The organism is Nitratireductor sp. J20-h4 (genome assembly GCF_056780505.1).
In genome coordinates, this window is record NZ_CM165557.1 from 76,885 (window position 1) to 102,626 (window position 25,742).

The window sequence follows — 25,742 nt, forward strand, 5'->3', positions numbered from 1 at the left end:
GCTCCTGCCTGTCGGGATAACGGGGGCTGGCTCTTCGGCGGAGCGGGCCGATGAACCGGTTTTTCTCCTTCGGTCGGCTCGGCGCGCTGTTGGTGAAGGAATTCATCCAGATGCGGCGCGACCGCGTCACCTTCGCCATGATGCTCGGCGTGCCGCTGATGCAGTTGCTGTTGTTCGGCTACGCCATCAACACCGACCCCAAGAGCCTGCCGGCCGCGCTGGTTGCGACCGGCAACGACCACTACACCCGCGCCATCGTCTCCGCGCTCCAGACCACGAACTATTACCGCTTCGACCATGTCGCCGAGAGCGCGGCCGAGGCCGAGCGGCTGATGGCCCGCGGCGCGGTCTCCTTCGTCGTCACCATCCCCTCCGACTTCGCCCGCCAGGTCGATCGCGGCGCGGCGCCGCAAATCCTGATCGAGGCCGACGCCACCGATCCGTCTGCCTCCTCCGGCGCGGTCTCGACGCTGTCGACCCTGGCCGCGCGCGCGCTCGACCGCGAACGCGGTGTCGCCCCCGGCGCGACCGGCGGCCCGGCGCTCGATGTCGTCGTCCACCGCCGCTACAATCCCGAGGGCATCTCGCAATACAACATCGTCCCCGGCCTGCTCGGCGTCATCCTGCAGATGACCATGGTGATGATGACCTCGATCGCGCTGACCCGCGAGATCGAGCGCGGCACGATGGAAAACCTGCTCGCCATGCCGGCCAGTCCGGCCGAGATCATGCTCGGCAAGGTTTTGCCCTATCTGGTCGTCGGCGGGGTGCAGGTGGCGGTCGTGCTGGTCACCGCCAAGCTGCTGTTTTCCGTTCCCTTCGTTGGCTCGTTGCCGCTCTTGCTCGGCGCCATCCTGATCTTCGTGCTGGCGCTGGTGCTGCTCGGCTATACGATCTCCACCATCGCCCGCACCCAGATGCAGGCGCTCCAGCTCGCGTTTTTCTTCTTCCTGCCCTCGATCCTGGTGTCGGGGTTCATGTTTCCCTATCGCGGCATGCCGGGCTGGGCGCAGCTTTTCGGCGAGATCCTGCCGCTGACCCATTTTCTGCGCGTCGTGCGCGCCGTCATGCTGAAGGGCGCCGACCTTGCCGCCATCGGCACCGAGATCGCTTGGCTGATCGGGTTCGTGGTCTTCTTTTCCGTCCTCGCCCTGCTGCGCTTTCGCCGCACGCTGGACTGAGCCTGCCCTGACAGCTTCACAGGTCATGCACGCCGGCAAACGCATCGAAGCGGGAGCGTTCGCAGCTAATCGTCGCTCCCGTCAACGTCGATCGTTCGACGCCTTTTGGGCCGCCGGCCGCATTGGTCCGAACACGTCAGATCCGCTACCGACTACCTGACTTCGATACGCACTGGATCGCCGTAGAGATCGATCTTGGCCGCTCCGGCTTTCGTGGCCTTGAAGACGATGCCCCGTGCCGGCGTCGGACCGCCGCATTTGCGGCTGTAGCGCGTGCCCACACGCCCGTCCGCCCAAGTCCCGATTTCCAGCTCTGGCAACTCCGCCGCCACTATTTCCCATGCCGGCGGGCTCCCGCCACAAGCGCCGCGCGCCCCATGAACAACAATCGATTCGCCGACCTTCAGCGATACCGATTTTCGGTATTCGACATCCGCCGCCTGCACACCTTCCGCCGACACTTCAAACCCGGATTGCAACAGATAGATCGTACCGACCGCTACGACCGTCAGCGCGGCAAATGTCATGGCCAACGGCGTCTTCATTCCGAACTTTGAGACAATATCTCCGTGAGCCGGGCGCATGCCGGTCGCGCCGGGTGCGCTTTTTCGGGCCGCTTCATACAGGGTCGTCCAATGTCTTTGCAGCTCTTCATGGGCATCGATGCGCAGCACTTTCGTCAGAAGGACAAAATTGCGTTTCTGCGGAAGATTTGAGCCGCTCCGCCAATTGCGTAGATTCTTCAGCGCAGCTTCAAAAGCTTCGCCGCTGCGGTTGCCGGAAACCGCGCTCATCGCGCTGGCCAACGCCATATTGTCGAGATGACCCTGCTGGATGCACACAGCATCAAGCAGCTTATGCCATTCCTGATAACTGCCCCACGGCTGTTCCCTGTCCATTCCGTCATCCCTGCTGATCGAACGGGTGATCCCCTCTTTGGGTCAACCATTTGAAAATACTATGTTTTTAACCAGGTTTTTCCGGTCTTTCCTGTTTTACCGCTGTTCTGCCGTGACACGCCTCCACCCGCGTTTCATTCTCCCACCGGCCAACACCGCACAGATGGAAAACGGATTGATGAAGATATTCGCACCCATGCTCGCTGCTGTCATCGGCTTCGCTGCGACGCCTGCACTCGCTGGCCCCTTGCTGGAAAACGGCCAGACGGTGGTTGCCTCGTTCTCCACCGGAAGCCTGAAGGGGCAGACCTTCCGCCTGCGCTACAACGAGAAGAAGAACATGTTGAAAGACCGACCCGTTACGCAGCATACGAAAAGCATGGTTTCGATCAAGACACCCGGAGGCTGGTGCAAGTTCGCGTCCTCGGGCAAGGTCCAGTGTCACAATGGCACAGGCACGTGGACGGCGCGTTGATACGATAATAGTCAGATATTCTCTATTGCGCGCGTCACGCGATTTCCTGACGGAATGCCTGTACGGTCAGCCGCCCTCCGGCGGCTGGCTGTATTTTTCACGTGAAGGCACGCGCGTCGCGATGTTGTTCCCGCGCGGATATTTATCTGCCTTCAAGATGGTGTTTTAAAAGGGAGATCCATATCTATCTATAGAAGTAATAATTTCAATTGACGCGATGGACGCGCAAAACGTGGCGCAGTCGCAAGTGAAGTTTATTATCCTTCTTCAAAGCAAGCGTTGATGCGGTAAGGAGGCTGCCGTCGCATTGCGGTCGGCTCATCGGTCACAGGCCCCGTCCAGCGCCCGCGCCAGCAGCGCCGGGTCGACGTTGCCGCCAGACAGCACCACCGCCACGGTCTTGCCGGCAATGTCGAGCCCCGGCAGGCTCAGCGCCGCCAGGGCGACCGCGCCGCCGGGCTCCACCACCAGCTTGAGGTGCTCGGCCGCCGTGCGCATCGCCGCCAGGGCCGCGCCGTCGGTGACGGTCAGCGCGCCGGCGAGGCGGCCGCGATTGACGGCGAAGGGGATCGCGCCCGGCGCGGCCGTCAGGATCGCGTCGCAGAGCGATGCGTGGCCGGGCCGGTTGGCGACGATCTCGCCCGCCGCCAGCGAACGGGCCCAGTCGTCGAAATTCTCAGGTTCGACCGCCCAGACCCGCGCCCGCGGCGCAGTCGCCTCCAGCGCCAGCGCGATTCCGGCCGTCAGCCCGCCGCCGCCGCACGGCACCAGAACCATGTCCAGCCCGGCCTCGGCGGCCTCGGCCTGTTCGGCCAGTTCCAGCCCGACCGTGCCCTGGCCGGCAACGACCGCCGGGTCGTCGAAAGGCGGCACCAGCACCATGCCGTCTTCCACATAGGGCCGCACCACCGCCATCCGGTCATCGCGAAACCGGTCGAAGGCGACGATCTCGGCGCCCAGCGCCTCGACATTGCCGGTCTTGATCGCCGGCGTGTCGGCCGGCATGGCGATCACCGCCCGCATGCCGAAGATTTTCGCCGCGGCGGCCACGCCCTGGGCATGGTTGCCGGACGAAAACGCCACCACGCCGCGCGCCCGCTGCGCCGGCTCGAGCTGTGCGATGCGGTTATAGGCGCCGCGCAGTTTGAAGGAGCCGGTACGCTGCAGCGTCTCGGCCTTCACCAGGATGCGCGCGCCGTGGCGGGCGTTGAGCGCCGCCGATTCCAGCAGCGGCGTTTCGACCGCCACGCCGCGCAGCCTGGCGCGCGCCGCGCGTATCTCGGTAACGCCCGGCAGGGCGGCGCCGGCTGAATTCATGACGAGACCCTCGTTGACCGCAGCCGATCGTGGTCGCTTTTGTGCGCGCCCGCCAGCGCCAATTTGTCACCGGGGCAATTGCCGATTGAAACCCGGTGCGCACTGCCTTAGTTTGGAATCATTCTAATCTGGAACGGACTCCTCATGCTTTCTCGCGTCTTCGGTCTCGGCCGCCGCTCGTTCGATTCGCTTTCGGAACAGGAAATTCTGGCGCTCGCCATCTCCTCTGAGGAGGATGACGCCCGCATCTATCGCGCTTATGCCGACGGGCTGCGCAACGAGTTTCCGCAATCTGCCAAGATCTTCGAGGAGATGGCCGACGAGGAAGACGGCCACCGCGCTGCGCTGATCGACATGCATCGCAAGCGGTTCGGCGAGCGTATCCCGCTGATCCGGCGCGAGCATGTGCGTGGCTACTACGAGCGCAAGCCCGACTGGCTGGTGCGGCCGCTGGGTGTGGAGAATGTGCGCCGGATGGCCGAGGAGATGGAACGCCAGGCGCAGCGTTATTATGCAGAGGCCGCCAAGCGCACCACCGACGCCGCCACCCGCAAGCTGCTCGGCGACCTGGCGGCTGCCGAACAGTCGCACGAGGATCTCGCCCACAAGCTTGGCCTCAAGCACACGCCCGGCGAGGTGCGCGAAGAAGAGCACCAGACCGAGCGGCGCCAGTTCATCCTCACCTATATCCAGCCGGGGCTGGCCGGGCTGATGGACGGTTCGGTCTCGACGCTGGCGCCGATCTTCGCCGCCGCGTTTGCCACTCACGACACCTGGCAGACCTTTCTGGTCGGCCTCGCCGCATCGGTCGGCGCCGGCATCTCGATGGGTTTCACCGAGGTCGCCTCCGACGACGGGCGGCTGTCGGGCCGCGGCTCGCCGATCAAGCGCGGGCTCGCCACCGGCATCATGACCACGGTCGGCGGGCTCGGCCACGCCCTGCCTTATCTGATCCCGCATTTTTCCACCGCCACCGCGGTCGCCATCGCCATCGTCTTCGTCGAATTGTGGGCGATCGCCTGGATCCAGAACCGTTTCATGGATACGCCGTTCTGGCGCGCCTCGTTCCAGGTCGTGCTCGGCGGCGCGCTGGTTTTCGCCGCCGGCGTCTTGATCGGCAGCGGCTGAGAGCTGTCTTGCGGCGTTCAGCCGTCATGCCTGGCGCGGCTGTCGGCCGGGGCTTGGTCGCGTTCGGTCATGCCGTAGTCGCGCACCACGTGCGCGATTCTCAGCCGATAGTCGGAAAAAATGCCGCCGCGCCCGGCCTGCTGCGCCTGGTGGTGTTCCTCGGTTGTACGCCAAGCCGTCACCGCCTCCTCGTCGCGCCAGAATGACAGGGACAGCATCCGCTCGGGATCGGTCAGGCTTTGGAACCGTTCGATCGAGATGAAACCATCGAGCCCGTCGAGCTCCGGCCGCAGCCGGGCGGCGATGTCGAGATAGGTCGCGCGCCGGCCCGGCGCCGGCCGCACCTCGAAGATGACGGCAATCATGGCGCGATCCGTTCGCCATGCGGGCCAGAGGCCAGTTTCAAGAACAGCCGGTCCTCCTTCAAAATGAAGCGTTCCTTGCGGGCAAAGGCGTAATTTTCGCGGCCGAGCGGGTCGGCCGCGAGCCGGGCCCTATAAGCCTCATAGGCGGCCAGGCTGTCGACGGCATAGACGCCATAGGCGGTCGTCGCCGAGCCCTCGTGCGGGGCGAAATAGCCGATCAGTTCCGCGCCGCAGCGCGGGATCGCCTGGCCCCAGTTGCGCGCGTACTCCTCGAAGGCGGCGCGCTTGTGAGGGTCGATTTCGTAACGGATGAAACAGGCGATGCTCATGGTTGCTCCTCATGTCGGTATTGGCCGAGATCATGCTTCGACGACGATCGAAGCATGGACCGGCGCAATGCGGCTAGGATGACCGGGCGTTAGTCGCGGTAGAGCCAGAACGGCGCGCATTCGCGGCGCCTATCCGTCTCGGTCAGGCCGATATCGTCGAGCATGCGTTTGTCGAGCCTGGCGAGGTCGAGGCGCTGCAGATGGCGCTGATAACGTTGCCACAGCCGGGTGCCGGCGCGCCGCACGTGATGCATGAAACTGGCCGGCGGCCAATCTGACAGGGACGGGGCGAACAGGGTGGTAAAAATATGCATGGCGGTCTCCTTTCGATGTCCGGAGACTAGTGCTTGCCCCACGAGAATGCTTCGATTAGTGTCGAACTATGCGTGATGGACCCGACATCGCCCGAATAGCCAGCCTGGTCGGCGACCCGGCCCGCGCCAACATGCTGATGGCGTTGATGGATGGCGGCGCCCTGACGGCCAGCGAACTGGCGGTCGAGGCCGGCGTCAGCTTGCCGACCGCCAGTTCGCACCTGTCGAAACTCATGGAGGGCGGCCTGCTCGCGCTCGCCAGCCAGGGCCGTCACCGCTACTACAGTCTTTCGGGCACCCAGATCGCGTCGATGCTGGAATCGATCATGGGCGTGGCGGCCTCCGTCGGTCCGCGGCGCACCCGGCCCGGCCCCAAGGACGAGACCATGAGGGTTGCCCGCGTGTGTTACGATCACCTGGCCGGCGAACAGGCCGTCGCCATGCTCGACGGCTTCCTTGCCCGCGACATCCTGGTCGCCGCCGGCGAGATCGTCACGCTCGGCTCGGCTGGGAAGGAGTTCTTTGCCGCCGCCGGCATGGATATCGCTGCCCTGAGCGGCCGGCGCCGGCCGCTCTGCCGTTCCTGCCTGGACTGGAGCGTGCGCCGCTCGCATCTCGCCGGAGCGCTCGGCGCGGCGATCCTTGATCATATAATGGATCGCAAATGGGCCCGTCGGCTGCCCGGCAGCCGCGCCGTGCGGTTTACCCCGCCCGGCCGCCTTGCCTTCGAGGGCGTGTTCCTGCCGCCGCGCTGAGCGGCCTGTCCGGTGCGATTGCCCGACCTTGGAGCATGGGTCTATTGTCGGGTATCGACCCGAAAGGCAGGAGGCGACGATGGCGAGCAGGACGACCGAGGGCGAGGCGATCGATATCGGCTTCGACACCAAGCGCTGCATCCACGCGCGCAATTGCGTGCTCGGCCGGCCCGACGTGTTCGAACCGAACGCGCCCGGCGGCTGGATCCGTCCGCAACGGGCTAGCGTCGAACACATCGTCCAGGTGGTCGAAACCTGCCCGTCCGGCGCGCTTACCTATCGGCGCAAGGACGGCGGCGCCCAGGAACAGCCGCCGGCGGTCAATACGATCAGGCTGCGCGAGGACGGACCGCTCGCGCTCCATGCCGACATCAGGCTCGGCGAGGAGGCGACCTTGCGCGCTGTCTTGTGCCGGTGCGGCGCCTCGCAAAACAAGCCGTTCTGCGACGGCAGCCACGCCAAGGCGGGTTTCCGGGCCACGGGAGAACCGGTCGCCAAGGACAGTGCCGCGCTCGAGGCGCGCGACGGTCCGCTGACAGTGACGCCGCAGCAAAATGGCTGTCTCAAGATCGAGGGCAATCTGGAGATCGTCTCGGGCACCGGCCGCATGGTCGAGCGTACCCGGCGCGCCTTCCTGTGCCGCTGCGGGCATTCCGCCAACAAGCCATGGTGCGACGGCGCACACAAGAAGATCGGCTTCACCGCCTGACGGCCGTCGCGCCCGTGGTCTCGCCTGCAAACCCGGCCGGCAGGATGCCGGCGTCCGGGCGCGGGTGGTGTTGCGTGCCTGCATCACCCGAAATCGAAAAACGCCCCTGCCGGCCATATCTGTCGAGAAGCCGCTTTTCGGGCACGATTCGGCCGCTTTGGCGGCCTTTTTGCCATGCATCGACCACATGTGTTGACGCCGGCATTCACCAGGAATTCATGACTTGGCAGTAAGCTTGCGACTCATTCGGGAGGGATAACCGAAGGGACGGGAGTCTGAACCAAAATGGCGTTCTGGAGCACGATGCTGCGTTGCGCGACCACGATCCGCGAATTTCTCGCGCCGCGCTACCGGCCTGAGCAGCATTATATGCGCGGGCCGGGCCCGGCATGCGCGCGGCGGTTTCCCGCCGGCGGAGACGTCGCCCAGCATTGATGGCAGCATTGATGGGTTGCGCATTTGCGTTCAACCGCTAGTTTTCTCCCATAACGACAAAAATGGGAGAAACACCAATGGGCATGTCCTTCAGATTTGCGTTGCTTCCTGCGATCGCGATGTCGTTCGTGGCCGGCGAGGCGTTTGCCGCGACGGAGTGGAACGTTTCGACTTGGGGAAAGCGCCGCGCGTTCACGGAACATCTTCACAAGATCGCTGAACTGGTCGAGCAGAAGACCAATGGCGACTTCACCATGAACATTTCCTATGGCGGTCTGTCCAAGAACCGCGAGAATCTCGACGGCATCTCCGTCGGCGCCTTCGAGATGGCGCAGTTCTGCGCCGGCTACCATCCCGACAAGAACCCGACCATCACCGTTCTTGAGCTGCCCTTCCTTGGCGTGAATACGCTCGAGGAGGAAGTAGCGGTTTCCCATGCCGTTTATGGGCATCCCGCCACGCAAAAGGATCTGGCGCGCTGGAACGCCAGGCTTTTGATGACCTCGCCCATGCCGCAATACAATGTCGTGGGCACCGGACCGGCGCCGCGCGCGCTGGAGGACTTCCAGGGCAAGCGCATCCGCGCCACCGGCGGCCTCGGCAAGGCCTTCGAGACCGTCGGCGCGACGCCCACCTCCGTGACCGCCACCGAGGCCTATAACGCGATGGAAGCCGGCGTGGTCGATTCGGTCGCCTTCGCCCAGCACGCGCATCTGTCGTTCCGCACCATCGACCTTGCCGACTGGTGGACGGCAAACCTCAATCCCGGCACGGTCAATTGCCCGATCGTCGTCAACACCGACGCCTATGCGGCGTTGTCGGACGAAAACCGTGCCGCGCTCGATTCCTCGGTCGACGAGGCGATCCAGCACTACCTCGCCAATTACGGCAAGCTCCTGGAAAAATGGGAAACCATCCTGACGGAAAAAGACGTCGAGAAAGTCGCTTTCCCGCCGGAGGAGATCGCCAAATTCGAGGACAAGGCCGCCACGGGCACCCGTGAGCAATGGATCAAGGACATGGAAGCCCAGGGCATTCCCGGCCAGCAACTCTATGACCTCGTCCAGACGACCTTGAAGGACATGCGCGGCTCCAACTGACGCGATCCCGGCCCCGCGGCGGACAGGCGCGCGGGGCCGGACGCTCTCCGGGAGGAGCCATGTCCGCTCAAACCATTCCGCAAGACGGGTCGCTGCTGTCGCGGCTCGATCTTGCCCTGTTCCAGTTGGAAAAGCTGCTGGCGCTGCTTGCCGGCATGACCATCCTGATCGTGATGCTGATTTCGGTCGCCAATATTCTCGGCCGCAAGATCGTCAACGTTCCGGTCCCCGGTTTCGTCGACTGGATGGAACAATCGGTCCCGCTGATCGCCTTTCTCGGCATCGCCTATTGCCAGCGTCTGGGCGGCCATATCCGCATGGACATCCTCATTGGCCGGTTGCACGGACGCGTGCTCTACGCCGCCGAATGGGTGGGCGTGCTCGCGCTTCTGGCTCTGTCGGCGACGCTGATCTGGGGCTCGTGGCTGCATTTCGACCGCAGCTTCGATTTCTCGTCCCCGTGGTGGAGTCGCGATTCCACCATCGATCTGAGCCTGCCCACCTGGCCGGTGAAGCTGGTCGTGCCGGTCATGCTGTTCCTGCTCGCCCTTCGGCTCGCCCTGCAATTGTGGGCCTATGGCCGCGCCTTCGTCGACAACGCGCAAACCCCGGTCGCCGTGCCGCTGATCGAGACGCCCGCCCAGCAGGCCGAGCGCGAGGCCGGCACCGTCTCGGGCCTTGCCGATGACGATGAGGAGGACAGGGCCGACAGCGGGGGAGGGCGCGTATGAGCCCGATCGAAGTCTCCATCCTGTTGTCGCTTTTGTTGATCGTGCTGGTGCTGATTGGCGTGCGCGTTGCCTTCGCCACCGCGCTGATCGGCCTGTTCGGCCTGTTCCTGATCTTCGCCATCGACAAGGGCCAGGGCGTGGAACGTGGGTTCATGACGGCGCTCAAGATCGCCGGCCAGGTGCCGCATTCCAAAATGTCGAGCCACGTCCTGTCGCTGATTCCGACCTTCATCCTGATCGGCTATCTCGCCTATTATGCCGGCCTCACGCGCGCCCTGTTCGAGGCGGCCAAGCGCTGGGTCGGCTGGCTGCCGGGCGGGCTCGGCGTATCCACCGTGTTTGCCACCGCCGGTTTCGCCGCCGTCTCCGGCGCCTCGGTCGCCACATCGGCGGTGTTCGCCCGCATCGCCATTCCCGAAATGCTCAAGCTCGGCTACGACAAGCGCTTCGCAGCCGGGGTCGTGGCGGCCGGCGGTACGCTCGCCTCGCTGATCCCGCCCTCGGCCATCCTCGTGATCTACGCCATCATCACCGAAAGCTCGGTCGGCGCCCTGCTTCTGGCCGGCTTCCTGCCCGGCATGGTCTCGGCGCTGATCTATGGCGCGCTGGTCGTCGGCCTCGCCTCGGTGCGCGACGATCTCGGCCCGCCCGTGCGCGGCTTCACCTGGGGCCAGCGCCTGCAGTCGCTGCCCGGCGCGTTGCCGATCCTGTTCGTGGTCTTCATCATCATCTTCTGCATCTATGGCGGCTGGGGCACGCCGACCGAGGCCGGCGCGCTCGGCGCCTTCGTCGTTCTGGTGATGGCGCTGTGGCGCGGCATGCGCTGGCAACAGCTCAAGAGCGCGCTGCTGGAATCGGCCAAGCTCACCGCCATGATCTTCACCATGATCTGGGGGGTGCTGATCTACGTCCGCTATCTGGGTTTCGCCGACCTGCCCGGCACCTTCGCCGACTGGATCGCCGGGCTCGAACAGTCGGCCTTCGTGACCTTGCTGATGATCCTGCTGGCTTATGTGGTGCTGGGCATGTTCATGGACGCGATCGGCATGCTGATCCTTACCCTGCCGATCGCCTTTCCGGCCGTCATCGCGCTCAATGGCGGCGAGGAGGTGACGGCGGCGGCCTCCGCGCTCGGCATGTCGGGCACCGAGGTCGCGATCTGGTTCGGCATCATCGTCGTCAAGATGTGCGAACTGTGCCTGATCACGCCGCCGATCGGGCTCAACTGCTACGTCGTCGCGGGCGTGGCGTCGGAGCGCCACGCGATCTCGGTCCAGGACGTCTTTCGCGGCGCCTCGCCGTTTTTCGTCGCCGACGTGGTCACGGTCGGGGTCCTGATCGCCTTTCCCGACATCGTCCTGTGGCTGCCGCGCCTGCTGCTTGGGTAGGACGGTTCAGCCGCCCAGCCCCTCGAACAGCGCCGTCGACAGATAGCGTTCGGCAAAGGAGGGGATCACCACTACCATCAGCTTGCCGGCGTTTTCCGGGCGCGTGCCGACGGTGATCGCCGCGTCGAGGGCCGCACCCGACGAGATGCCGGCCGGCACGCCCTCGAGCCGCGCGAGAAGGCGGGCATGAGCGAAGGCGGCCTCGTTGGACACCGCCAGCACCTCGTCATAGATCGACGTGTCGAGGATCTTCGGCGCGAAGCCGGCGCCGATGCCCTGGATCTTGTGCGGACCCGGCTCGCCGCCGGATAGCACCGGCGAGGCCTCCGGCTCGACGGCGATCACCTTGAGCGAGGGCTTGCGCTGCTTGAGCACCTGGCCGACGCCGGTGATCGTGCCGCCGGTGCCGATACCGGAAACAAGGATGTCGACGCCGCCCTGCGTGTCGTTCCAGATCTCCTCCGCCGTCGTTTTGCGGTGGATCTCGGGATTGGCCGGATTCTCGAATTGCTGCGGCATCACCGCGCCATCGGTCTCCGCCACCAGTTCCTCGGCCCGGGCAATCGCGCCCTTCATGCCCTTGGCGCCCTCCGTCAGCACCAGTTCCGCACCGAGAAAGGCCAGCATGCGCCGGCGCTCCACCGACATCGTCTCCGGCATGGTCAGGATCAGCCGGTAACCCTTGGCCGCCGCCGCGAAGGCGAGCGCGATGCCGGTATTGCCGGAGGTCGGCTCAACCAGCGTGGTCTTTCCCGGCGCGATGCGGCCGTCTTCTTCCATCGCCTCGATCATCGCGACGCCGATGCGGTCCTTGACGCTGGCGAGCGGGTTGAAGAATTCCAGCTTGCCGACGAGCTGGGCGACGATGCCGGTCTCCCTGGCGAACCTGTCGAGGCGCACCAGCGGCGTGTCGCCGATCGTCTCGGTGATCGAGCCGTAGATGCGGCCGCGTCCGGGTTTCATGCCGTCGGTGCTCATGGTCAACCTCATGCCTCTTCGGGGATTTGCAGCTTGTGCCCGCAGGACTTGCAGAACACGGCGTCGGGATCGTGGCGCTGCAGCGCGCATTCGGGACAGGGATAGAAGACCTTGCTCGGCCGGAAGATCGACTGCGCCAGCTTCACGAACAGCGAGATGCCGATGATCATCGTCACGATCGCGGTCAGCTTGCCCCACACGCCCGGCAGCACGATGTCGCCGAAGCCGGTCGTCGTCACCGTTGCCACGGTGAAATACAACGCGTCGACATAACCCTCGATGCCGCTGCCGTTGCGGAAGAAGCTCGCATAGACGAAGCCCGTGACCACGAACAGGAAGGTCATCAGATTGACGATCGCCTGCATCGTCTCGCGCCATTCGCCGCGGCCGCGCCGTTCGAGTGGTCGCCAGATGAAGCCGCTGCGCGACAGCGACCACAGCCTGAGCACGCGCAGGAAACCGAGATTGGCGAACGTGTAGGGAAAAAGCAGCGTTACCAGGATGAAGATGTCCACCCACACCGTCGGCTGCCGCAGCCAGCGCAGCACGTTGGAGGCGGCGAGCCCGCGCGCCAGCGTGTCGGCGAAGAGAAAGCCGGCGATGGTGTAGTCGACCCACAGGAAGGAGGGGCGGTCGCGCAGCACCGGCGAGGCGACGAAGAACGCGATCACTGAGAGATCAAGCACGATCACGGCGAACTGGAAACGCAGCGCCGTCGGCGTGCGCCCGTGATAGAGACGCCGCAACGTGCCGCGCAGCCTGTCGAGCCGGCTGTCCTCGGTCGTCTTGGCGGCGCTGTGGCTATCCATCCACACCGAGATAGTCGGCCATGCCGGTCCCGTCCAGTCCTGCGCCGTTATCGCCGTTGCCCGCATATCTGCCCTGCACAGATGACCCATTGTCACATACGGCGAATCGGTGCTAGCTGTGCGCACACGACAGGGGTGCTCCGTATCGCCGGGGCTGAGATTGAAGGTGCGAAACCTTCTGACCCTCAAGCTGATCTGGGTAATGCCAGCGGAGCGAGGCAAGCATGTTTTCCGGCGCGCAGATTTCCATCTATCCCATGACCGACGACTTCGTCGGCGTCATTCTCGGCGCCCTGTCGGCGCTCGATCCCTATCGCGACCGGCTCAGGCTGGAGACCGACGACATCTCCACCTTGATGGTCGGTCCGCCCGAACTGCTGTTCCCGGCCATGCGCGATCTGGTCGTGGCCGCGTCCCGCGGCGGGGTCCATTGCGTGCTGTCGGCTGCCGTCTCGCGCGGCTGTCCCGGCGAGCCCGACGACCCGGCCTGCACGCCGCGCGACGGGCTTGGCGGCGACGACCGCCCGCTTGCCGAGCGCATCGAGACCGCCCGCCAGGCGGTGATGCGGGCCGACAATGCCGGCTGCCCGGTCGCGGCGCAGTTTTCGCTCTACCCGCTCGGCGCCGGCCACCACATGGACGAGATCTATGGCTGCATCGATTTCGTGAAGGCGTCGGGCGTGTTCGAGCGCTCGAAGAATTTCTGCACCAAGCTGCGCGGCGATGCCGGCCCGGTCTTCGCCGCGGTCGAGGAGGCCTTTTTGCGCTTCGGCGCCGCCGACGGCCATGTCGCGCTCGACCTGACCGTATCGGCCAACAGCCCGACCCCGGTCTGAGCCTTCTTTGCGCCGCGACGGCTGCGGCGCGCCATCCCGAAAGGACATGCCATGACTTCCCCACGCTGGACCCAGCGCGAAATCCTCATTCTCGCCGTGATCGGCGCCGTCTTCGCCGTGCTCTATCTGGGCTGGGTGCAGGTATGGCTGGTTTCCCAGGCGGTGTTCGGCCCGGTGACGATGGATATCGCGATGGGTTTCTGGTTCATCGCCTCTATCGTCGCCGCCGCGATCATCCGCAAGCCCGGCGCGGCCTTCCTGGCCGAGGTGCTGGCGGCCGCGATCGAGCTTCTGCTCGGCAGCGCGGCCGGACTGATGCTGGTGGTGTCGGCCGCGATTCAGGGCGCGGGCGCGGAAGCCGTGTTCGCGGCCACGCGCTGGCGCAATTACTCGCTTCCCGTCCTGATGGCGGCCGGCGTCGGCGCCGCGCTCGCCTCCTTCGCCTATACCTGGGTGCGCTTCGACTACGGCGCGCTCGAGCCCGGCCTGCTGGTGCTGATGTTTACGCTGCGCTGCCTGTCCGGCGCGCTGCTTGGCGGCCTGCTCGGCCATGTCGTCGTCGAGGCGCTCTATCGCACCGGCGTGCTGTCCGGCCTGAAGATCGATCATGACCGCCGTGCCGCAGCAGCCTGACGCCGCCCTGGCGCCGGCGCGCGAACACTCGCCGGCGCTCGCCTTCGAGGGCTTCGAAGCGCGGTATCCCTTCGCGCGCTCCGCCGCCGTCGGCCCCGTCGATCTTGCCGTGCGCGCCGGTGAGCGCGTGCTGCTGCTCGGCCCGTCGGGATCGGGCAAGTCGACGCTGCTGCTCGCGCTCACCGGCCTGGTGCCGCAGGCCGTGCCGGCGGAAACGGCGGGCGGGGTTCGGCTTTTCGGCGCCCCGGTCGCCGGGTGCCGGCCCTCGGACTGGGCCGGCCGGGTCGGGCAGTTCTTCCAGGACGCCGACCAGACCCTGTGCGGCATGCGCGTCGAGGACGAAATCGCCTTCGCGCCCGAAAATTTGGCCTGGCCCGAACCGCAAATCCACGCGGCGGTGAAAAAGGCGCTCGCCGCCGTCGGCCTGCCCCAAACGGTCCGCCGCCGCCGCTCCGCCACGCTTTCGGGCGGCGAAAAGCAACTGGTCGCGCTTGCCGCCACCATCGCCGCGGACCCAGAGCTGCTGGTCGCCGACGAGCCGACGGCCAGCCTGTCGCCGCGCGCGGCGCGCCGGTTCCGGGCTCTGCTGGCAGACTGGCCGGCGGAGCGCGCCGCGCTGGTCGTCGATCACCGCCTCGACGGGCTGGTCGATGTGGTCGACCGCGTGATCGTGCTTGGCGATGACGGCCTGGTTGTCGCCGATGGCCCGCCGCATGTCGTTTTCCGCCGCCACCGCGCCGCGCTCGACGCGCGCGGCATCTGGACCCCGCTCGCAGCCGATCTCGACCGCGAACTTGAAGCCGGCGGCCTCGCCGCCGAAACCATGCCGTTGACCGTCGCCGCGGCGTTGGACGCGCTCGATGCGCGCGGCCTGGACTGTAAGGAGCGCGGCAGGGCGCGCACCGCGCTTGCCGCCTTCGTTTCCCGCCACGCGCCGCCGCCCGCCCTCCCGGCGGTCGATACGCCGCCCGTCGTGAGCCTCGAGGCCGCCGCCTGCGCGCCGTTTCTCGGGCCCGTGGTCGTGTCGCAGGTGGGGCTCGAAATCCGCCCCGGCGAGGTCGTCGGCATCCTTGGCGCCAACGGCGCCGGCAAATCCACCCTGGGCTTCGCCCTGGCCGGCCTGCTGCGCCTGAAGGCCGGGCGCCGGGTCGGCGCCATGGGCGCCGTCTCGTTCCAGAATCCCGAGGCGCAGTTTTCCGCCGGCTCGGTCGCCGCCGAAATCGAGACGGCGCTGGCAAGCGGCGGCGATACCGGGGGAAGGGCATCGCGAGCGGCCCGCATTCTACGCGACTGGGATCTGGAGCGACTGGCCGCGCGCCACCCCTTCGAGCTCTCCCAGGGCGAAAAGCGCCGCCTGACGCTCGCCTGCCTGGCCGCCGACGAGCGGGCGCGGCTGGTGGTGCTGGACGAGCCGCTCGCCGGGCTCGACCGGCGCGGCGCGGCGATGGTGGAGGCGGCCGTCGCCGGTTATGTGCGGGCCGGGCGCGCCGTCGCCATCGTCACCCACGACATGGATTTCGCGCTGCGCCTTTGCCCGCGCTGCCTGGTGCTGGGCCAGGGCCGCGTGCTCGCCGACGGGGCCGGCGCCACGTTGATGCGCGATCTTGGGCTCATGCAGCGCGCGGGGCTGGAACCGCCGCAGATCGCCCCGGCGCTGGACTGGCTCGAAAGGCACGCGTGATGTTGTCCTGGCTGCACCCGCTGCCCAAGCTCGCGGTCGCCCTGGCGTTCCTGCTGGCCTCCATCCTGGTCTTCGATCTCGTTTTCCAGATCGCGCTCAGCCTCGGCATGGTCCTGGTGCTGATCGTGTTTGAACGGGTTCCCGTCTGGAAGGTGCTGCTGTTGTGCGTGCCGTTCGCGCTGTTCGGCTTCGGTTTCCTGACCACCAGCCTGCTGTTTCGCCAGGAGGCGGGCGTCGCGCTCGACGACGCCGGGCAATCGCTGTGGCACGCATTGCCGTTTTCGGCCGGCCTGACCCTGTTTTTCCGCGCTCTTGCCGGCGGTCTGGTCTCGATGGCCTTCGCGCTGACCACCGATCCCGGACAACTGGTGCGCGCGCTGATGGCCTGCCGCCTACTGCCGCCGCGTTTCGCCTACGCGCTGTTTTCCGCGCTCGAGCTGGTGCCGGACCTTGCCGGCGCGGCCAACGAGATCCGGCTGGCGCGCGCCATGCGCACCGGCCGCCGGCCGCGGCGCATCCCCGGTCCGGTCGAGATCGGCGCGCTGGTGGTGCCGCTGCTCGCCTTTGCGGTGCGCCGGGCCGGGCGCGCGGCCATCGCCATGGAAGCGCGTGGACTGGCCGCTGGCGGCGCGCGCACCATCATCAACCTGCCGCGATTTTCCTGGCGCGATGCCGTCTTCGTTGGCATGGCGGGCCTTGTTCTTGCTATGCTGGTCGCGGGTGCCCGCACGGGCTGGAGCCTGTCGGCCTTCGCGGGCGCGGCCTGACCAGCCGCGACAACGCGCCCCATGCGCGTATCGGTCACTTTGACCCTTTTCCCGCGCGGCCTATATTTGCTGCCGGGAGGACAAGAAAGCCGAGGTTGTGATGGACCCGCTTATCCTCTCGCGCATCCAGTTCGGTGCGAATATCTCTTTCCACATCCTGTTTCCGACAATCACCATCGCCCTCGGCTGGGTGCTGCTTTTCTTCAAGTTCGCCTATAACCGCACCGGCGACGACGCCTGGATGCAGGCCTATTTCACATGGGTCAAAGTGTTTGCGCTCTCCTTCGCGCTCGGCGTTGTGTCCGGCGTGACCATGAGCTTCCAGTTCGGCACCAATTGGCCCGGTTATATGGAAACGGTCGGCAACATCGCCGGTCCGCTGCTCGCCTACGAGATCTTGACCGCGTTCTTCCTCGAGGCGGTGTTTTTGGGCATCATGCTGTTCGGCTTCCGCCGCGTGTCCAATCGCATACACACGCTGGCCACCTTCCTGGTCGCCTTCGGCACCACCATGTCGGCCTTCTGGATCCTGGCGCTGAATTCGTGGATGCAGACGCCGGCCGGTTTCGAGATGCGCGACGGCGTCGCCCACGCCACCGACTGGTGGGCGATCGTCTTCAATCCCTCCTTCCCCTGGCGGCTGATCCACATGCTGATCGCGTCCGGTCTCACCGTCGCCTTCCTGATCGCCGCCTTTTCGGCGCTGCGCTATCTGCTCGGCGATCGCGCGGCCTCGATGCGCAAGGCGCTCGCCACCGGCGTCGTCATCGGCGCGGTGCTGATTCCGGTGCAGATCTTCGTCGGCGATCTTCATGGGCTCAACACGCTCGAGCACCAGCCGCAGAAGGTCGCGGCGATGGAGGCCAACTGGCAGACCCGGGCCAACGTGCCGCTCGTCCTGTTCGCGATTCCCGACGAGCAGACGCGCGAAAACCGCTTCGAGATCGCCGTTCCCGGCGGCGCCAGCCTGATTCTCAAGCACAGCCTGGACGGGGTCGTGCCCGGCCTCGACGACTTTATCGGCAATCACCCGCCGGTTTTCGCCGTCTTCTGGGCGTTTCGCATCATGGTCGGGACCGGCCTGTTGATGCTCGTCGTCTCGTGGTCCGCCGCCTGGTGCCTGTGGCGCGGGCGTGAACTCCCCAGGCCGCTCCTATGGCTGATGGTGCCGATGGGACTGTCGGGCTGGGTCGCCACGCTCGCCGGCTGGTACACGACCGAGATCGGCCGCCAGCCCTGGCTGGTCACCGGCGTGCTCAAGACGGCCGACGCCGTCGGCCCCGTCGCCGGTTCGCATGTCGGCTTCACGCTCGCCGCCTATCTGGCGCTCTATGCCGTGCTCTTGGTGGTCTATCTCGGCGTTCTGGTCCATCTCGCCCGCAAGGCGTCTGCCGAAGGCGATCCCGAACCGGCGCCGGCCGCCGCCGACAGGGCCCTGTCGCAGCCGGCCCAGCCGGCGGAATAGGGGAGGCGTCGATGATCGGTCACCGGCGCGACACGGCCGCACCACAGACATGCGAAAGGGACGACCATCATGACCATTGACTGGCCGACCGCATTGCCGCTGATCTTCGCCGGCCTGATGGGGCTGTCGATCCTGATCTATGTCGTTCTCGACGGGTTCGATCTTGGCATAGGCATCCTGTTTGCCGTCGCTGCCGACCATGAGAAGGACACGATGATCAGCACCATCGGACCGTTCTGGGACGCCAACGAGACCTGGCTGGTGCTGGCCGCCGGCCTGTTGCTGGTCGCCTTCCCGCTGGCGCACGGCGTCATCCTGACCGCGCTCTATCTGCCGGTCTTCGCCATGCTGTTCGGCCTGATCCTGCGCGGCGTCGCCTTCGACTTCCGCGCCAAGGTTCCCGTGCATCGCAAGGGCCGCTGGAACGTGCTTTTCTGCGCCGGCTCGCTGATCGCGGCGCTGTCCCAGGGCTACATGCTGGGCGTCTATGTGCTGGGCCTGCGCGAGGGGGTCGGCGCCGTCGGCTTCGGCTTCCTGGTCGCGCTCTGCCTCGCCGCGGCCTACACGGCCATGGGCGCGGCATGGCTGATCTACAAGACCGAAGGCGCCTTGCAGGAAAAGGCGGTTCGTTGGCTACGGTCGGCCCTTGTCCTGACCGTGCTCGGCATGGGGGCCGTGTCGCTCGCCACGCCGCTCGCCAGCCCGCGCATCTTCGACAAATGGTTCGCGTTCCCGGCGATGCTCTGGCTGACGCCGCTGCCGCTGGCAACGGCGGGATTGTTCCTTGTCCTGTGGCTGCGCAGCGCCGCCCTGCCGCACCCGCAAGACCGCCATGCGCTGCTGCCCTTCTGCATCCTGAGCGTGATCTTCGCGCTCGGCTTTGCCGGGCTTGCCTACTCGTTCTACCCCTATGTGGTGCCCGAGAAGCTCACGATCTGGCAGGCGGCCGCCGCGCCGGAGAGCCTGGCGATCATTCTGGCCGGCACGCTGTTCGTGTTGCCGGTGATCATTTTCTACAGCATCTACGCCTATCGCGTCTTCGGCGGAAAGGCGGGCGATCTGTCCTATGATTGATCGCGCGGCCGGCGGCGGCAACGCGCCGTGGCCACGCTTTCTTCGCTTGCGCGCTTGATCCGGCTACCCTGCCCCCCTTAAGCTTCCAGCGGGCAAACCGTAGGGTGCGTGCGTCCGGCCATGTCCGGACGCGGCAATGGGTTGATGGGGAAACGTTCAGGCAGGCGGATCACCGCGCTTCTGGCCGCGTCTTGGCTGGTGCTGCTTGTGGCCGATCTTGCCGCTCTGCTCGGCGCCGCACGGCTGGATTTCGATGACGGTCTGAAGGACGCCTTCGTCTCCGATGGCGCGTGGTATACTGACTACCATCACTTCGCCAAGCGTTTTACCCAGACCGACGGCGATATCGTGGTCGTGTTCGAAAGCGCTGATTTTGCGCGGCCGCCCGCGCTTGCCAGCCTGTCGGATTTCGCGCTCGAGGCCGGCCTGGTTGACGGTGTCGTTTCCGCCGTCTCGATCCTGACGCTGCGTGGCCCGCCCGGCGCCGACGGCGCGACCGATCCGCTGGTGCCGGCCGTGCTGCCCCAAGAGGACGCGCTCGCCCCGTTGCTGGACGACATTCGCGCCAGTGCGCCGGGGGCCGCCGCGCTTCTGTCGCCGGACCGCCGGCTGGCGGCGGTGCTCGTCAGTCTTGCCGATGGCGGAAGCGGCCTCGAAGGCGCGCGCGGCGTCATCGCCGAATTGGACGGGCTCGCCGATGCCGTGGCGCGCGACGGCGGGCTCGGCTTCTTCGTGGCCGGCATAACCCCGCTACGCGCGGCGATCGTCGACGGGCTCTACCGCGACATGGTCGTTTTGACCGGTGTCGGCATCGTTGCCGGCTTTCTCGTCTGCCTGGTGGCGCTGCGCTCCCTGCCGCTGGCGCTCCTGACCACGATGCCGTCGGCGACCGCGATGATGTGGGCGCTCGGCGTATTCGGCGCGTTCGGTTTCCGGGTCAACGTCGTGACCGTCGCCCTGCCGGTGTTGATCCTCGTGCTATCCTTCACCGACAGCCTGCACCTGACCTTCGAGACGGGCCGCAGGCTGCATGCCGGCCGGCCACCTCGGGCCGCGCTGGCGGACGCGGTGCGCCGGGTCGGGCCGGCCTGCGCGCTCGCCTCCATCACCACGGCGATCGCTTTTGCCGGGTTGACCTTCTCCGGCTCCCTCATCATCCGCGACCTCGGCTTTGCCGGTGTCATCGCAGGCGTGGCCTCGCTGCTGGCGGTGCTTTTCGCCCATCCGCTGCTGTTTGCCACCGCTGGCCGGTTTGCCGACCTTGCCGGGCTGTTCGCGGGCAATCGTGGCACGCCGCCGGCCCTGTTCGACTGGCAGGCGCTGCCGCGACTGGCGCTGGCCCGTCCGCTGCCGGTCGCCGCCGGCGGGCTTGCGCTGCTTGCCGCCGCGATCGCGGTCTATCCCACCATCGAGCCGGTGCATTCGCTGCGCGAGAACGTCGCTGCCGGCAATCCCGCCATCGTCGCGCTCGACCGTGCCGATGCCGACCTCGCACCGGCCAATGCGGTCGACATTCCCGTGCGCCTCGCAGCCGGCCCCAAAGGCGGCTTCGATGCGGCGAGCCTGGCGCGCGTGGAAAAGGTGCACGGCATCGTCGAGCGGACCGTCGCCGACGGAATGGTCTTGTCGCTGGCCTCGCTCGCCCGCCAGATCGGCGATGTGCCGGCGGCCGAGAAGGCGGTTCGGCTTCAGGCGCTGCTTGCCCGCATGAACGACAATCAGCGCGGCCGGTTCGTATCGGACGACGCGCAATGGGCGCTGGTGCGCCTCCACATCGCCGACGACGGCGCGCGCGCCACCCGCGATCTGGTCGCCCGGCTCGAAGCCGCCCTGACGCGGTCCGGCCTGCGCAGCGGCATCGAGGTTGCGCGGCCTACCGGCTTCCTGGCCATGTCGGCCTTCGTCAGCGCCGCGATGATCACCGATCTGAACTACTGTTTCCTGATCGCCGTCGGTGCGTCGGGGCTGCTGACCGTGCTGTGGTTCCGCAACTGGCGCTACGGCTTGATCGCACTGATCCCCAATCTGTTGCCGATCGCCGTGGTCGGCGCCTGGCTCGCGCTCTCCGGTCGGGGCCTGCAATTCGCCTCCGGCGTCGCGCTCACCGTCGCCTTCGGAATCGCAGTCGACGACACGGTGCACGTCTTGAACCGGCTTCGCCTGAACGCGCCGCCCGGCGCGCCATTCGACCCGCGCGCCATTCGCCGGGCGATGGAAGAGGCAACGCCGATCCTCGTCGTCACCACGGCGGTGTTGTCGTTCGGCCTGATCGGGACCTTCCTGTCGACCGTGCCGACGGCCGCCTATTTCGGCGTGTTGTCGATCATCGTTCTGGTGCTGGCTGTTTTCGCCGACCTCCTGGTGCTGCCGGCCTGTCTTGCGCTGTTTCATCCACGCCGGCTGGCCGTGGGCGAGGGGCGGCCGGCATGAGGGGGCTTCGGACAATGGCATGCTCGCTCGTAGTGCTGCTGCCGGCGACGGCTGCCGCCGCGTCGCCGCTCGACACGCTGATCGGGGTTTGGCGCGGCAAGGGCATGGTCCGCGAGCGTCCCGGCTCGACCCTGGAGCGCGCGGCCTGCCGGCTGACGGCCCGTGCGGCCGACGACACGCGGATTTCGGTAACCGGCCGCTGCGGCACGGCCGGCGGTACGGCGCGGTTTTCGATCACGCTTCGCCGGCGGCCCGGCGGGCGCATTGACGCCGTCGTATCCTCGCCGACCCTGCCCGAGAACATCGACTATGCCGGGACCGTGTCCGGCAATCGTCTCAGCTTTAGCGCGACCGCGCCGCTCGACATTGACGGCGAGCAGTATTCCTCGCGCGTCGTGTTCACCTTCGACGGTGACGATCGCTTCGTCATGGTCGAAAGCGCGACGCGTCTCGCCGACGGCGAAAGACAGATATTCTTCGACATGCGTTACAAGCGCGAGGGAGAGACGCAACCGTGAAAGCCGCAGCGATCGCCACGACGTGCATGACGCTGGCCTTCGCCGCCTGGACCGGCAACGCGCTTTACGCCGCCGGCGCGCCTGGCAGCGGACTGAAATACTGGTCGCCCGCGCTGGTGGCCGGCGCCATGATCGCCTTTTTCGTCATCCATGGTCGCCAGCTTTATTCCGGCCGCCAGTTGCTCGCCTTCGCGGTCACGGTCTTCCTCGTCGGCTGGTTCTTCGAGACCGTCAGCGTGCTGACCGGCTTTCCCTTCGGCAACTACCACTACACCGAGCTGATGGCGCCGTTTCTGGGCCACGTACCGGTGTCCGTCATGCCGGCCTATTGCGTGATGGGCTATGTCTCGTTTTCGATGGCGCGTATCCTTTTGAACCGTCTCGGCGGCAGGCCCGACGCGGTGCTGCGTTTCGGCGTACCGATTGCGGCTTCGCTGTTGATGGTGGTGTGGGATTTGTCGATGGACCCCTTGCGTGCCACGATCGAGCGGCGATGGGTCTGGCTCGACGGCGGGTCGCATTTCGGCGTGCCGGTGGAGAACTATTTCGGCTGGGCCTTCGTCACCTGGATCATGTTCCAGGCTTTCACGCTCCTGCTCGGCCGTGGTGCGCCGAAAACCCCCGTCCCGCCGCCGGCCGATAGCGCGCGCTACTGGCTGTCGGTGCCGATCATCTATCTCGCGTTTGCCGTCGAATACGTTCTCAATCCCGTCTTCGCCGCCTCCGGCGCGCGCGCGGTGTCGGTCAACGACCTGGAGATGGCGGCAGCTGAAATCGAGGCGCAGATCGCGTTTCTGACCGCCACGACCATGCTCCCGCTCGCCATCTTCGCCGTTTTCAGGCTGCGGCGTGCGCTGGTCCGCTCGCGGGTCGTGTTCGGTGACGGCGCCGTTGGGGACCCCAAGACCGGGGGGCAAAGGCTCCCGTTTCGAGACGAACGGCTCTAGCGGCTTATGGCGTACGGACCCGAGATACCCGATTTCGACATCGAAACCCATTGGCGACTGGAGGCGCGGCCGGAGGAATTGACCGCGATCGTGCTCGACCCGGAACTCATCCACCGCTGGTGTCCGACTGTTTTCATGGGCTCCGAACTTGTCGCGCGCGGCGACGCCGACGGTTGCGGCATGACCATCAGGCTCTACACCAAGGGGTTCCTGCCACATGCCTTCTTTTTCGTGGCCCAGGTCGTCGATCTCGTTCCGCACCGGTCGATGACGATCGCGGTCAGCGGCGATTTCGACGGGACGGGCTTCCTAACGGTCGAGCCTTGGCCCGGCGGCATCTGCCTGGCCCGCTTGCACTGGCGCGTGCGCATCGCCCATCCCTATGTCCGGCGCTTCGTGCGCGTCTTCCATCCCGTGCTGGTGGCCAACCACAAATGGGCGATGCGGCGTGCCCATCGCCTGCTGCAGCAGGAAGTCCTGCGCCGCCGGCGCCTGTCCAACGCCTTCGCGGAGGCAGTGCCCACCTTTCCGCATAATCTCGCCCTTTTCCGGGCCTGGCAGCGCCGCCGCACCGCCCAGCGCGGCTGGCAAACTTCAAATACGGAATGACCCGCGTGCGGGAACCTGGCCAGACAGCCGCGTTGGCGTCAGCCGGGTCAGCTTGTCGGGGTTGCGTACCACATAGACGCTTCTGATCCTGCGCGCCGCGTCTAGATCGAAGACCAGCGTCTGATCGACGTGGCCGTCGATCGACACCAACAGGCCGGGCTGACCGTTGATAAGCGCGTGCTGCACCGTGATCTGCCCCGGATGCCCTGCCTTGCGTCCGATGCCGACCAGGAAGCGACTGACGGCGTCCGCTCCATGAATCGTCTTCAGCGCAGCAAGCGCCTTGCCGCCGCCGTCGCTGACCAGTTCCGCGTCCTCGGCAAGCAGGCTCTTGAGCCGGCTCGGGTCCCCTGCTTCGACCGATATCCGGAAGGCGGCAACCAGCCGGTCCACGTCGTCGCGGCTCGGTTGAAAACGCTGGCGCGCTTCCGCCAGACCTGCGCGGGCCCGCGACGCGAGCTTGCGGCAGGCCGCTGGCGAGCGGGACAGTGTGCGGGCGATCTCCTCGAAAGGCAGGTCCCAAAGATCGTGCAAGAAATAGGCGGCGCGCTCGGCCGGCGAGAGCCGCTCCAGCGCCCGCATCACTGCGAAGGAAATGTCGAGTGCGGCGTTGTCCTCGGTCTCGAAGGACGCGTCGGAAACCGGTTCCGGCAGCCATTCGCCGACATAGGTTTCGCGCCTGGCGCGGGTCGATTTCATCCTGTCGAGACAAAGCCTGGTGACGATGGTCGACAACAGGCCCGGCGCATTCCTGACCTCGCCTGCGCCGTCGAAGCGCAGCCAGGCTTCCTGCACCACGTCCTCGGCATCCGCGACCGCGCCCAAATGCCGGTAGGCCAGCCTCAGCAAACGCGGCCTGTGTTCAAGAAACGCGCCGAGGCGCTCCGGATCCGCTTGGTCGTTCATCGCCTATCCCGTCGCCTCCGCCCGTTTCGTGGCGTCGCCTGCCAGCAATCTTGTCAGCACCGGCTCGCACGCCGCGTTGTGACCCATACCGCGCTTCAGCAATGGATAGAATTGGCCGGCAACCACGGCGGCGGCAAGTCCGGTCGCCGCCCGTTCTCCGAACAGCGTCCGGACTTCGGCGACGATCTCGGGCAGGTCCGCGGCATTGTCCAACATGCCGTCGGCAAGGCGCATGGCAAGTGTCACCGTCGCATCTGCGCTGCCGTGTCCGAGCGCAGCCAGCACGGTGGCGTGCTCGACGCCGGCATCCTCCGCCATCGCGGCCGCAAGTCTCAGACACGGGCCGCAATCCGCGCGCATCGCGCTCCTGATCTTGGCCGCGTGGTAGGCGTGTTTGGGTGCGCCGAATTCGTGGGTCAGGAACTGGCTCGCCAGCAGCAGCTTGACCCCGGCGGCCGTGTCGGCCGCCACGATCTCGCGCATATAGCCGCTGTCGTAGTCAAATCTCCGTTCAAAGCCATCGATCAACCGTCGTAGCAGCGCCTTGATCATGCCCTTGCCTCCTGCGGTCCGTGTCTGTGTGCCCAAAGCGCGACCGCCAGAGGCGTCAGGCCCGGTACGACGATGGTTGCGATGTCGCGCGCCCCGGCAAGCGGCGCGATGCCGTGCAGCGCCATCTCGGTCAGATGCAGCACCGCATGGCCGCCGAGAAAGGCGGCGCCGGGCCAGATCGTCGCGTCCGCCCCGCGCGTGCGTGCCGCCAGCGCCAGCGACAATGCCGCGGCCAGGAAGCCGAAGCCGATGTCACGTACGAAATGAGTGTTCAGTGGGCCGGTATGGGTGACGTCCGGAATATTCTGGTACCAGAGTTCCGGCATGGCGAGCATGAACAGCCCGTTGGTCGCTTGGTAGAGCGCGACAAGAAGTAGAATGATACGCATTGGTGCACCTCCTGCCCCTCAT

At 66.5% G+C, this 25,742-nt stretch carries 29 protein-coding genes; 19 read left to right on the forward strand and 10 right to left on the reverse strand.

The window, feature by feature from the left end; genetic code table 11:
- Positions 1-50: 50 nt before the first annotated feature.
- Positions 51-1,181, forward strand: coding sequence for an ABC transporter permease (locus tag ACT2B0_RS00395; RefSeq protein ID WP_473460407.1), 1,131 nt, complete (start codon positions 51-53; stop codon positions 1,179-1,181).
- Between the two features lie 152 nt (positions 1,182-1,333).
- Here the strand turns inward: ACT2B0_RS00395 and ACT2B0_RS00400 are convergent, their stop codons facing one another.
- Positions 1,334-2,080, reverse strand: a complete 747-nt coding sequence (locus ACT2B0_RS00400; RefSeq protein ID WP_473460409.1) for a hypothetical protein — start codon at positions 2,078-2,080, stop codon at positions 1,334-1,336.
- Between the two features lie 175 nt (positions 2,081-2,255).
- Here ACT2B0_RS00400 and ACT2B0_RS00405 point away from each other — a divergent pair, with 175 nt between their 5' ends.
- Positions 2,256-2,555 carry a hypothetical protein gene (locus tag ACT2B0_RS00405; protein WP_481658437.1) on the forward strand — a complete coding sequence of 100 codons (300 nt, stop codon included), beginning with the start codon at positions 2,256-2,258 and terminating at the stop codon, positions 2,553-2,555.
- A gap of 318 nt (positions 2,556-2,873) precedes the next feature.
- Here the strand turns inward: ACT2B0_RS00405 and ACT2B0_RS00410 are convergent, their stop codons facing one another.
- The gene (locus ACT2B0_RS00410) at positions 2,874-3,872 is read right to left on the reverse strand and encodes a threonine ammonia-lyase (protein ID WP_473460412.1); all 999 of its coding nucleotides are present in this window, start codon (positions 3,870-3,872) and stop codon (positions 2,874-2,876) included.
- 144 nt (positions 3,873-4,016) lie between these two features.
- Here ACT2B0_RS00410 and mbfA point away from each other — a divergent pair, with 144 nt between their 5' ends.
- Positions 4,017-5,000: an iron exporter MbfA gene (mbfA, locus tag ACT2B0_RS00415; RefSeq protein WP_473460413.1), complete on the forward strand. Its 984-nt coding sequence runs from the start codon at positions 4,017-4,019 to the stop codon at positions 4,998-5,000.
- Between the two features lie 17 nt (positions 5,001-5,017).
- Here the strand turns inward: mbfA and ACT2B0_RS00420 are convergent, their stop codons facing one another.
- The 3 genes from ACT2B0_RS00420 to ACT2B0_RS00430 form a co-directional block, all read right to left on the reverse strand.
- Complete coding sequence (locus tag ACT2B0_RS00420; protein ID WP_473460415.1) at positions 5,018-5,365, reverse strand: antibiotic biosynthesis monooxygenase family protein; 348 nt, start codon at positions 5,363-5,365, stop codon at positions 5,018-5,020.
- Positions 5,362-5,694 carry an NIPSNAP family protein gene (locus ACT2B0_RS00425; protein ID WP_473460417.1) on the reverse strand — a complete coding sequence of 111 codons (333 nt, stop codon included), beginning with the start codon at positions 5,692-5,694 and terminating at the stop codon, positions 5,362-5,364. The genes ACT2B0_RS00420 and ACT2B0_RS00425 overlap by 4 nt, the downstream gene beginning before the upstream one ends.
- Positions 5,695-5,783: 89 nt before the next feature.
- Positions 5,784-6,008 (reverse strand): DUF1127 domain-containing protein, encoded by a 225-nt coding sequence (locus ACT2B0_RS00430; protein ID WP_473460419.1) that lies wholly within the window; start codon positions 6,006-6,008, stop codon positions 5,784-5,786.
- A 68-nt stretch (positions 6,009-6,076) separates the two neighbouring features.
- On the opposite strand from ACT2B0_RS00430, the gene ACT2B0_RS00435 reads away from it, so the two are divergent.
- The 6 genes from ACT2B0_RS00435 (at position 6,077) to ACT2B0_RS00460 (ending at position 11,126) form a co-directional block, all read left to right on the forward strand.
- A complete protein-coding gene (locus tag ACT2B0_RS00435; RefSeq protein ID WP_473460421.1) occupies positions 6,077-6,763 on the forward strand; it encodes an ArsR/SmtB family transcription factor in 687 nt (228 codons plus the stop codon).
- A 79-nt stretch (positions 6,764-6,842) separates the two neighbouring features.
- A complete protein-coding gene (locus tag ACT2B0_RS00440; protein WP_473460422.1) occupies positions 6,843-7,472 on the forward strand; it encodes a CDGSH iron-sulfur domain-containing protein in 630 nt (209 codons plus the stop codon).
- A 285-nt stretch (positions 7,473-7,757) separates the two neighbouring features.
- A complete protein-coding gene (locus tag ACT2B0_RS00445; RefSeq protein WP_481658438.1) occupies positions 7,758-7,907 on the forward strand; it encodes a hypothetical protein in 150 nt (49 codons plus the stop codon).
- An 83-nt stretch (positions 7,908-7,990) separates the two neighbouring features.
- Positions 7,991-9,007 carry a C4-dicarboxylate TRAP transporter substrate-binding protein gene (locus ACT2B0_RS00450; protein ID WP_473460424.1) on the forward strand — a complete coding sequence of 339 codons (1,017 nt, stop codon included), beginning with the start codon at positions 7,991-7,993 and terminating at the stop codon, positions 9,005-9,007.
- 59 nt (positions 9,008-9,066) lie between these two features.
- Positions 9,067-9,738 carry a TRAP transporter small permease subunit gene (locus tag ACT2B0_RS00455; RefSeq protein WP_473460426.1) on the forward strand — a complete coding sequence of 224 codons (672 nt, stop codon included), beginning with the start codon at positions 9,067-9,069 and terminating at the stop codon, positions 9,736-9,738.
- Positions 9,735-11,126 carry a TRAP transporter large permease gene (locus ACT2B0_RS00460; protein WP_343040643.1) on the forward strand — a complete coding sequence of 464 codons (1,392 nt, stop codon included), beginning with the start codon at positions 9,735-9,737 and terminating at the stop codon, positions 11,124-11,126. The genes ACT2B0_RS00455 and ACT2B0_RS00460 overlap by 4 nt, the downstream gene beginning before the upstream one ends.
- Positions 11,127-11,132: 6 nt before the next feature.
- On the opposite strand, the gene cysK is transcribed toward ACT2B0_RS00460, so the two are convergent.
- Positions 11,133-12,104, reverse strand: a complete 972-nt coding sequence (cysK, locus tag ACT2B0_RS00465; RefSeq protein ID WP_473460428.1) for a cysteine synthase A — start codon at positions 12,102-12,104, stop codon at positions 11,133-11,135.
- An 8-nt stretch (positions 12,105-12,112) separates the two neighbouring features.
- Positions 12,113-12,913, reverse strand: a complete 801-nt coding sequence (locus ACT2B0_RS00470) for a potassium channel family protein (RefSeq protein WP_473460430.1) — start codon at positions 12,911-12,913, stop codon at positions 12,113-12,115.
- A gap of 224 nt (positions 12,914-13,137) precedes the next feature.
- On the opposite strand from ACT2B0_RS00470, the gene ACT2B0_RS00475 reads away from it, so the two are divergent.
- From ACT2B0_RS00475 to ACT2B0_RS00520, 10 genes are all read left to right on the forward strand, one after another.
- Positions 13,138-13,749, forward strand: coding sequence for a YkoF family thiamine/hydroxymethylpyrimidine-binding protein (locus ACT2B0_RS00475; protein ID WP_473460432.1), 612 nt, complete (start codon positions 13,138-13,140; stop codon positions 13,747-13,749).
- 51 nt (positions 13,750-13,800) lie between these two features.
- Positions 13,801-14,382, forward strand: a complete 582-nt coding sequence (locus ACT2B0_RS00480) for an ECF transporter S component (RefSeq protein WP_473460434.1) — start codon at positions 13,801-13,803, stop codon at positions 14,380-14,382.
- Complete coding sequence (locus tag ACT2B0_RS00485) at positions 14,357-16,063, forward strand: ABC transporter ATP-binding protein (protein ID WP_473460436.1); 1,707 nt, start codon at positions 14,357-14,359, stop codon at positions 16,061-16,063. Before ACT2B0_RS00480 ends, ACT2B0_RS00485 begins: the two co-directional genes overlap by 26 nt.
- Positions 16,063-16,830: an energy-coupling factor transporter transmembrane component T family protein gene (locus ACT2B0_RS00490; RefSeq protein WP_473466177.1), complete on the forward strand. Its 768-nt coding sequence runs from the start codon at positions 16,063-16,065 to the stop codon at positions 16,828-16,830. Before ACT2B0_RS00485 ends, ACT2B0_RS00490 begins: the two co-directional genes overlap by 1 nt.
- Before the next feature lie 100 nt (positions 16,831-16,930).
- Positions 16,931-18,295 (forward strand): cytochrome ubiquinol oxidase subunit I, encoded by a 1,365-nt coding sequence (locus ACT2B0_RS00495; protein ID WP_473460438.1) that lies wholly within the window; start codon positions 16,931-16,933, stop codon positions 18,293-18,295.
- Positions 18,296-18,364: 69 nt separating this feature from the next.
- Positions 18,365-19,369 (forward strand): cytochrome d ubiquinol oxidase subunit II, encoded by a 1,005-nt coding sequence (locus tag ACT2B0_RS00500; RefSeq protein WP_473460439.1) that lies wholly within the window; start codon positions 18,365-18,367, stop codon positions 19,367-19,369.
- 144 nt (positions 19,370-19,513) lie between these two features.
- A complete protein-coding gene (locus ACT2B0_RS00505) occupies positions 19,514-21,799 on the forward strand; it encodes an efflux RND transporter permease subunit (RefSeq protein WP_473460441.1) in 2,286 nt (761 codons plus the stop codon).
- Positions 21,800-21,813: 14 nt separating this feature from the next.
- Positions 21,814-22,317: a hypothetical protein gene (locus ACT2B0_RS00510; protein ID WP_473460443.1), complete on the forward strand. Its 504-nt coding sequence runs from the start codon at positions 21,814-21,816 to the stop codon at positions 22,315-22,317.
- Entirely contained in the window at positions 22,314-23,264 is a 951-nt protein-coding gene (locus ACT2B0_RS00515) for a carotenoid biosynthesis protein (RefSeq protein ID WP_473460445.1), read from the forward strand. The genes ACT2B0_RS00510 and ACT2B0_RS00515 overlap by 4 nt, the downstream gene beginning before the upstream one ends.
- A gap of 6 nt (positions 23,265-23,270) precedes the next feature.
- A complete protein-coding gene (locus tag ACT2B0_RS00520; RefSeq protein ID WP_473460446.1) occupies positions 23,271-23,873 on the forward strand; it encodes an SRPBCC family protein in 603 nt (200 codons plus the stop codon).
- On the opposite strand, the gene sigJ is transcribed toward ACT2B0_RS00520, so the two are convergent.
- Genes sigJ through ACT2B0_RS00535 form a run of 3 tightly spaced genes read right to left on the reverse strand, consistent with a single transcriptional unit; the run spans position 23,859 to position 25,720 of the window.
- Positions 23,859-24,779 (reverse strand): RNA polymerase sigma factor SigJ, encoded by a 921-nt coding sequence (gene sigJ / locus ACT2B0_RS00525; RefSeq protein ID WP_473460448.1) that lies wholly within the window; start codon positions 24,777-24,779, stop codon positions 23,859-23,861. The genes ACT2B0_RS00520 and sigJ overlap by 15 nt on opposite strands.
- 3 nt (positions 24,780-24,782) lie before the next feature.
- Entirely contained in the window at positions 24,783-25,331 is a 549-nt protein-coding gene (locus ACT2B0_RS00530; protein WP_473460449.1) for a hypothetical protein, read from the reverse strand.
- Positions 25,328-25,720, reverse strand: coding sequence for a hypothetical protein (locus ACT2B0_RS00535; RefSeq protein WP_473460451.1), 393 nt, complete (start codon positions 25,718-25,720; stop codon positions 25,328-25,330). The genes ACT2B0_RS00530 and ACT2B0_RS00535 overlap by 4 nt, the downstream gene beginning before the upstream one ends.
- Positions 25,721-25,742 lie beyond the last annotated feature (22 nt).